This window comes from Mesorhizobium sp. M7A.F.Ca.CA.003.01.2.1, assembly GCF_003998945.1.
Taxonomy (GTDB): Bacteria; Pseudomonadota; Alphaproteobacteria; order Rhizobiales; family Rhizobiaceae; genus Mesorhizobium; species Mesorhizobium ciceri.
In genome coordinates this window covers 1-6,576 of the sequence record NZ_RZRA01000222.1, presented here as the reverse complement: position 1 = coordinate 6,576, position 6,576 = coordinate 1, and the positions used below count along the sequence as shown (strand labels likewise).

Genomic DNA, 6,576 nt, shown 5'->3' with positions numbered 1-6,576 from the left:
GCCTTCGTGCTGTCGATGCTGGTCGACTTCTTCCAGCCGCTGCGGCGTGCGTTGTTTCCCGTCTTCATCGTCAGCCAGACCTTGCCGCTGGTGGCGGTCGCGCCGCTGGTGGTGCTGTGGTTCGGCTTCGGGCTGGCGCCCAAGATCATGCTGGTGGCGCTGGTCACCTTTTTTCCGATGCTGGTTGCATTGGTCGAAGGCTATGAGGCGACCGAGGCCGAGATCGGGCAAATGCTGCGCGCCATGGGGGCAGGGCGCTGGCGCATCTTCCTGCTGGCGCGGCTGCCTTCGGCGCTGCCTTACTTCTTTGCCGGGTTGAGGATCTCCATCACCTATGCGGTGGTCGGCGCCATCTTCGCTGAATATGCCGGTGCCGCGAAGGGTCTGGGCATCTACATGCTCAACGCCAAAAACAATTTCCGTCCTGATCTGGTTCTTGCCGCCGTCGGTGTCAGCGCGGCGCTGACCCTTGTCCTGTTCGGGTTGACCGTGTTGCTGCAGCGCCTTGCCATGCCCTGGGAGCGAGCCGACAGGGAAACTGCCGGGAAGGGGGCCTGGCGATGAGCCGGCTCGAACTGCGGCATGTGCACAAGGCGTTCGGTGGGCTCGACGTGCTGGCCGATATTTCGCTCAGCGTCGGCGCTGGTGAGTTCGTCTCGATCCTTGGACCCTCGGGTGCCGGCAAGTCGACGCTGTTCCAGCTTCTGACCGGCGCCGAGCATGGCGAGGGCGAGATGTTGTTCGACGGCGCGCGGCTCGACGACCACGGCAGGCACTTCGCCTTCATGCCGCAGCGCGACGCGCTGATGCCATGGCGGCGCATCCTCGACAACACGACGCTCGGGCTCGAAGTGCAAGGTATGAGGAGACAGGCGGCGCGGGCGCGCGTTGCGCCGTTGTTTGCCGAATTCGGGCTTGCCGGCTTCGAGCGGCATTTTCCCGCGCAGCTGTCCGGCGGCATGCGCCAGCGCGCGGCCTTGCTGCGCACCGTGGTGCAGGAGCGCGACATGCTCCTGCTCGACGAGCCGTTCGGCGCGCTCGATGCGCTGACCCGCACCGCCATGCAGCGCTGGCTCGAACAGATGTGGCGGCATCATCGCTGGACGGCGCTCTTGATCACCCATGACGTGCGCGAAGCCGTGTTCCTGTCCGACCGCATCTATGTGCTGTCGGCGCGCCCGGCCCGCATCGTGCGTGAAATCAGGGTGCCGTTGCCGCGCCCGCGCAGCCTTGGCGGCGATGCCGCGCGCCAGGCAAGCGCGCTCGAGGCCGAAATCCTCGACATCATCCTCAACCCCAATCCATCCAAAGGACACGATCATGACTGACTTGACGCGCCGGCAGGCCTTGTTGCTGACCCTTGCCACCGGCCTTCCCTTGATTGCCGGGACGGGTCGGGCTCGAGCACAATCGGCGGCACAAAAGGTCACCGTCGCCCTCGACTGGACGGTCAATACCAACCACATCGGACTGTTCGTCGCCCGCGACAAAGGGTTTTATCGCGAAGCCGGGCTCGAGGTCGACATCCTGCCCTACAGCGATACCGGTGCGGGCACGCTGGTCGCAAACCGCGTCGCCGATTTCGGCATCAACGGCACCATCAGCCTGTTCACCCAGAGAACCGCCGGGGCGGATCTGAAGGGCGTCTATGCGGTGGTGCAATCCGAAACAGGCCGCGTGGTCTTCAATGCGGCACGCAACGAGATCAAAAGCCCAAGAAGCCTCGACGGCTTGATCTATGGCGGCTTCGGCAGTGCCTGGGAAAACGCGCTGATATCGACCATCATTCGCCACGACGGCGGCAAGGGCAATTTCGAGACGGTGACGCTCGGCACCTCAGCCTATGAGGCGCTGGCCAATGGGTCGGTCGATTTCACGCTCGAAGTCTCGACCTGGGAGGGTGTCGAAGCCGAACTCAGGGGCGTCAAGCAGCGCAGCTTCGTCTATGCCGATTATGGCGTGCCTGATGAGCACACGACGCTGATCTCTTCGAGCGAAGCCTATCTCCAGGCCAATCCCAAGCCTGCGGCCGACTTCGTTCAGGCGACGCGACGCGGCTACCAGTTCGCTGTCGACCACCCCGACGATGCGGCAACCCTGCTGATCGCTGCAAACAAGGATGCCTTGACCAATCCGGCGCTGATCCACGCCTCGCTGAAGGCATTGATCGACGGCCATTATCTACGCAGCCAAAGCGGGGCCATCGGGACGATGGATCCGGCCAAGATGGAAGCGATTGGCGACTATCTCTTCGCCTCCGGCATTTTGCGCGATTCCGACGGCAAGCTGGTTGCTCGACGTCCGGATTTCGGGAGCTATTTCCGCAACGACTATCTGAGCTAGTCTGGCAAAACCAAATGACATGGGTCGCCAGTCTTTCTTGGCGACCGCGTGGAGCAGGTCGTCTGGAAGTGGCGCCCTGGCTCCCCGACAGCCAGTTTAATACCGATCTGATCTTGTTGATTAACTGCCCGGCAATGGTTGCGTGCAAAGGTCGCCCTGAGGGATCATTGGGGTGTCTGCATTGCTCATATCAAAAAGCGAGGCGCTTTCGCACGTCAGTGACGGCAGGATTCTGTCCGCAGCCCGAAAGCGTGAGATCCTGGTGGATTTGCGGGAAGGTTTCTTTCGGATCTGCGCGCTGGCCTTCGCGGGCATGTTCGTCTACCGCGGCGTGTATCACCTGATGCTCGACCCGACGCGCATCAATGTGGCGCTGGTGGCAATTTCCGAGATCCTGACCTTTACCTGGCTGCTTCTGTCGCGTCGGCCGAAGGTTCGCGACTGGAACCCGCTCACGGTGGTTGTCTCCGTGATCGCCAGCTTCGGTGTCGGTTTCATCGACCTGGAGCCGGGCGTGGCCATCATCCCGGTCCATGTTGCGGCGCCGCTGCAGGCCCTGGCGTTGGGGTTCGTAATCTGGGGAAAGATATCGCTGGGGCGTTCTTTCGCCATTCTGCCGGGCAATCGCGGCGTGATGACAGGCGGTGCCTACCGTCTGGTGCGGCATCCGATCTATGCCGGCTATCTTGCCGGCCATCTCTTGTTCCTGCTGTCGGCCTTTTCCTTCTACAATCTAGCCGTCTACGCGGTGATCACCTTCTTCCAGGTGCACCGCATCCTGCGTGAAGAGGCGCTGCTGGCCGTCACGCCGGAGTATCGGGACTATATGAAGCGCGTCCACTACAGGCTGTTCTACGGCGTCGTTTGACAGGCGCCCCGGCGCGCAGAATCGTTCGGTCTGCAACCACACTGGCAACGTTCGATCGTCAATAGACCTGCGCATTGTTTGTGCAAGCTAATATTGCGACTTTTACTGGCGTTTATTTCAGAAATTTTGAGATATATATACCACACTTCAATTTCAGTATTCTCTCTCTGTGAAGCTGAAACTCACTACCTCGCGTAATTGCTTCTGCAATCGGCTTCTCGCCATCTCCGGCCGATCGGAAAGCCCGCCACGCTGGTGGGCTTTCTGCGGTCCACAGGCGTGCCGGAATTAAATTCTGGTTGCCGTCACCAGGATGGCCGTTTCTGTTGCTGGCGTGACTTCTTCCGCGCGATGCCCGCCACAATCGCGGAACGGTAGGCCTTTGGAGCGCTCGTCTTTTGAACATCGCAGCTGCGAGGTTCAATCCTACGGCGCCGGCTCCTATGGCGGCGGCGGCCTTGGGCTCGTGCTGCTCATCGTCATCGTGCTTGTCGTACTCGGGTGCATCTAGCCGGGTTATCGCCAACTGATCGCAATCTCGTGAGCGCCCCAATGTCGGCGTGCACCGGATTGTGATGCAGGCAAGCCGGCTTGTGATCCTGCACTCTGCAAAACTTTCGTATGGTCATTGCGGTCCACACCCCCCCGTGGAAACAAGAGGAGAGGGTCCCACCCCTTGTCCTCCTCCAAGGCCCGCTCCGGTTCACCGTAGCGGGCTTTTGCTTGCTGGCGAGGCAAAACCGGCTCGCATCAAACCCTATGGGCGAGGCGTTCAGATGCTGGCGCCAGTCGACTACTCCATGTCAGGCACGTCACCGCTGACGAAGAGCGTGTTCGGCGGACCATATTCGCCCAGCGTCGGATCGGCCTCACGGCTCCAGGCGATGACGCCGGAATGCTTTGCCGTCAGAGCCCTGGCGGTGCGTATGGCGCGATCCTCGCTCTGCTGGTCGGCGGGTCCAAAGGCTGGGAACAACTCGCCATCCTCACCGCGATCGAACGCGACCACGACGATCAGCCTGGGATTTTTCTGGCCACTGGAATCGGACATCTTGCACCTTTGGCGCAGAACCTATCACATTGCTCGGGGTTGAAGGCCGCGAATCGATGAATGCCGACTTTGGGGAGTGGCATCGTGCAAGATCAGCGTTTCGATGAGCCGGTCAGGATTGCGCTCGGCCGATCGCGAAACTCGATCTTCAACGTGGAGCGGGTCGCTCAGGCTGCCGACATCCTGCTGAACCGCTGGCCGGTTGCGACCGGGCAAAAGCATATGGTTGCCCGCAAGGCCTGTCTGGCCGTGCTCGAGGGAAAGAAAGAAGTCTCGGCGGCAAGAGCGGCGTTCATCAACGCCGCTATCGAGGCGGACATCCTCGTCGAACCGCGTGAGGTGTCGATCCCGTAGCCTGTCCCTGGTGAAATTGAATCAGGATCTGGCTCCATCCCCTTGATGTATGCCCCTTTTTGGCGATCGCCGACCGGCTTTTCAGGGCTATTGACCTGCCTCTCGGCACGCCCTGCACGGTTATCCCGCACATTTCGCTGCCTGTTGGTCAGTCTTCGGCATCTGTTGACATAGCATCCGGGCCTCGGTATTGAACAGGATTATACAGGTTCATTGAACAGGTACCCTTATGAAGCGGCGCGCGGTTCAACTGTCTCCCGGCACGGGCAAGCCCGAGCAGATCGCCACCGTCCTCGAACATGAGATCCGTTCCGGCGTCCTCGGTTTCGGCGACCGCCTTCAAAGCGAGAACGAACTCGTCCAGCGCTTCTCCGTTAGCCGCAATACGGTCCGCAAAGGCCTCGAGGAACTGTCCAGCCGCGGGCTGATCACGACCAAGGTTGGTATCGGCTCGTTCGTCACCTTCGACGGCAAGCCGGTCGACGACTCGATCGGCTGGTCGCGCGCGCTGGCCGATGCCGGCGCCAATGCCGAGACGCGGACGCTGCGGCTGGAGGTCATCGAAGACCCCGATCTGGCTGCGCTGCTTGGCATCGAAAGCCCGTTCTTCATCGCCGTCGACCGGGTGCGCACCAACGCCAGCGACGGCCATGCGATCTCCATCGAGCGCAGCCGGTTGCCATTGTCCTCCGAGCTCGAGGACGTACCGTTGCGCGGATTGCGCGAGGGCTCGCTGCACCAGACGCTGCGCGTCGCCGGCCTCATTCCCGACCATGGCGAGGAATGGGTCGAGATCGAGATGCTCAATGCCGAGGATGCGGCCATCCTCGGCTGCCCGCAAGGCACGCCTTTCCTGCGTGGCCGCCGGCTGACGCGCGCCGCCGACGACCGGCCGATCGAGTACGTCACCAGCCTGCTCAATCCGGCGCATTTTGCGCTGCATATGAGGTTCTGAGCGATGTCGGATGCGACCAGCAAGGCTATTGACCGCGCCATGGGGGCGCTTGTCGGCGGAGCGCTGGGCGATGCGCTCGGCATGCCGACGCAGCTTTTGTCGCCGGTTCGCATTGCCGAACTCTACGGCCATGTTGAGGATTTCATCGAGCCTTTCCCGGATCATCCGGTGTCGAAGGGATTGGCCGCCGGCACCATCACCGACGATACCGAGCAGGCGTTGCTGCTCGGCCGCATCCTGGTCGAATCCGGCGACCGTTTCGACCACGCGCGCTGGGTCAATGCGCTGCTCGACTGGGAACGCGAGGTTAAGGCGCGTGGCAGCTATGACCTTTTGGGGCCATCGACCAAACGCGCCATCGACGCCATCAACAATGGTATGCCGGCTGAGGAAGCGGGGCGCAGCGGCGACACCAATGGTGCGGCGATGCGTATCGCGCCGGTCGGCATCATGATGCCGCTCGAACCGTTGGAAGGATTCGTCGGCAAGGTGGCTGAGACCTGCCGGGCCACGCACAACACCTCGATTGCCATCGCCTCCGCCGCTGCCGTTGCGGCAGCCGTCAGCCGCGGCGTCGCCGGCGGTGGCTGGCGCGACGCTTCCGCCAGCGCGGTCGCGGCGGCGAGGCGAGGGGCGACACTCGGACATTGGGTGACCGGCGGCGACATCGCCGCGCGCATCGTCTGGGCGCAAGACATCGTACACGGCAAGGCGATCAGGGATGCGATCCGGCTGATCACCGATCTGGTTGGCACCGGCGTCGCCAGCCAGGAATCCGTTCCGGCGGCCTTCGCCGTGCTGGAAGTCGCGCGTGGCGACCCATGGCAAGCAGCCGTCATCAGCGCCAATCTCGGCGGCGACACCGATACGATCGGCGCCATCGCTGCCGGCATGGCCGGCGCCTGCAGCGGTTTTTCCCGATTGCCGCAACAGCATATCGCCCGGCTTGTCGGCCTCGACATGTCGGAGGTTCGCGCGCTCGCCGCCGATCTCGTGGCAGCAAGG

General features: G+C 62.5%; 9 protein-coding genes. 8 read left to right on the top strand and 1 reads right to left on the bottom strand.

What is annotated here, in order from left to right; translation table 11 throughout:
• The 5 genes from EN969_RS11780 to EN969_RS11760 form a co-directional block, all read left to right on the top strand.
• The coding region (locus tag EN969_RS11780) for an ABC transporter permease (RefSeq protein WP_164758227.1) at positions 1-564 on the top strand (564 nt) is incomplete at its 5' end.
• The gene (locus EN969_RS11775) at positions 561-1,328 is read left to right on the top strand and encodes an ABC transporter ATP-binding protein (RefSeq protein ID WP_063168554.1); all 768 of its coding nucleotides are present in this window, start codon (positions 561-563) and stop codon (positions 1,326-1,328) included. The genes EN969_RS11780 and EN969_RS11775, both read left to right, overlap by 4 nt.
• Positions 1,321-2,343 carry an ABC transporter substrate-binding protein gene (locus EN969_RS11770; protein WP_063168553.1) on the top strand — a complete coding sequence of 341 codons (1,023 nt, stop codon included), beginning with the start codon at positions 1,321-1,323 and terminating at the stop codon, positions 2,341-2,343. The genes EN969_RS11775 and EN969_RS11770 overlap by 8 nt, the downstream gene beginning before the upstream one ends.
• Before the next feature lie 172 nt (positions 2,344-2,515).
• The gene (locus EN969_RS11765) at positions 2,516-3,211 is read left to right on the top strand and encodes an isoprenylcysteine carboxylmethyltransferase family protein (RefSeq protein ID WP_024501580.1); all 696 of its coding nucleotides are present in this window, start codon (positions 2,516-2,518) and stop codon (positions 3,209-3,211) included.
• Positions 3,212-3,524: 313 nt separating this feature from the next.
• Positions 3,525-3,722: a DUF3309 family protein gene (locus EN969_RS11760; RefSeq protein WP_082826496.1), complete on the top strand. Its 198-nt coding sequence runs from the start codon at positions 3,525-3,527 to the stop codon at positions 3,720-3,722.
• Positions 3,723-4,004: 282 nt separating this feature from the next.
• On the opposite strand, the gene EN969_RS11755 is transcribed toward EN969_RS11760, so the two are convergent.
• On the bottom strand, positions 4,005-4,262 hold the full coding sequence (locus EN969_RS11755) for a hypothetical protein (RefSeq protein WP_013530800.1): 258 nt from the start codon (positions 4,260-4,262) through the stop codon (positions 4,005-4,007).
• 84 nt (positions 4,263-4,346) lie between these two features.
• Between EN969_RS11755 and EN969_RS11750 the strand changes: the two genes are divergently transcribed.
• From EN969_RS11750 to EN969_RS11740, 3 genes are all read left to right on the top strand, one after another.
• Positions 4,347-4,616 carry a DUF982 domain-containing protein gene (locus EN969_RS11750; protein ID WP_013530801.1) on the top strand — a complete coding sequence of 90 codons (270 nt, stop codon included), beginning with the start codon at positions 4,347-4,349 and terminating at the stop codon, positions 4,614-4,616.
• Positions 4,617-4,845: 229 nt separating this feature from the next.
• Positions 4,846-5,571, top strand: coding sequence for a GntR family transcriptional regulator (locus EN969_RS11745; RefSeq protein WP_013530802.1), 726 nt, complete (start codon positions 4,846-4,848; stop codon positions 5,569-5,571).
• Between the two features lie 3 nt (positions 5,572-5,574).
• A partial coding sequence (locus EN969_RS11740) for an ADP-ribosylglycohydrolase family protein (RefSeq protein WP_164758226.1) occupies positions 5,575-6,576 on the top strand: 1,002 nt, incomplete at its 3' end.

Excerpts from the sequence above, each read along its gene's own strand:
- EN969_RS11775 (WP_063168554.1), top strand. The coding sequence starts at position 561 with ATGAGCCGGCTCGAACTGCGGCATGTGCACAAGGCGTTCGGTGGGCTC.
- EN969_RS11770 (WP_063168553.1), top strand. The coding sequence starts at position 1,321 with ATGACTGACTTGACGCGCCGGCAGGCCTTGTTGCTGACCCTTGCCACC.
- EN969_RS11760 (WP_082826496.1), top strand. The coding sequence starts at position 3,525 with ATGGCCGTTTCTGTTGCTGGCGTGACTTCTTCCGCGCGATGCCCGCCA.
- EN969_RS11755 (WP_013530800.1), bottom strand. The coding sequence starts at position 4,262 with ATGTCCGATTCCAGTGGCCAGAAAAATCCCAGGCTGATCGTCGTGGTC.
- EN969_RS11745 (WP_013530802.1), top strand. The coding sequence starts at position 4,846 with ATGAAGCGGCGCGCGGTTCAACTGTCTCCCGGCACGGGCAAGCCCGAG.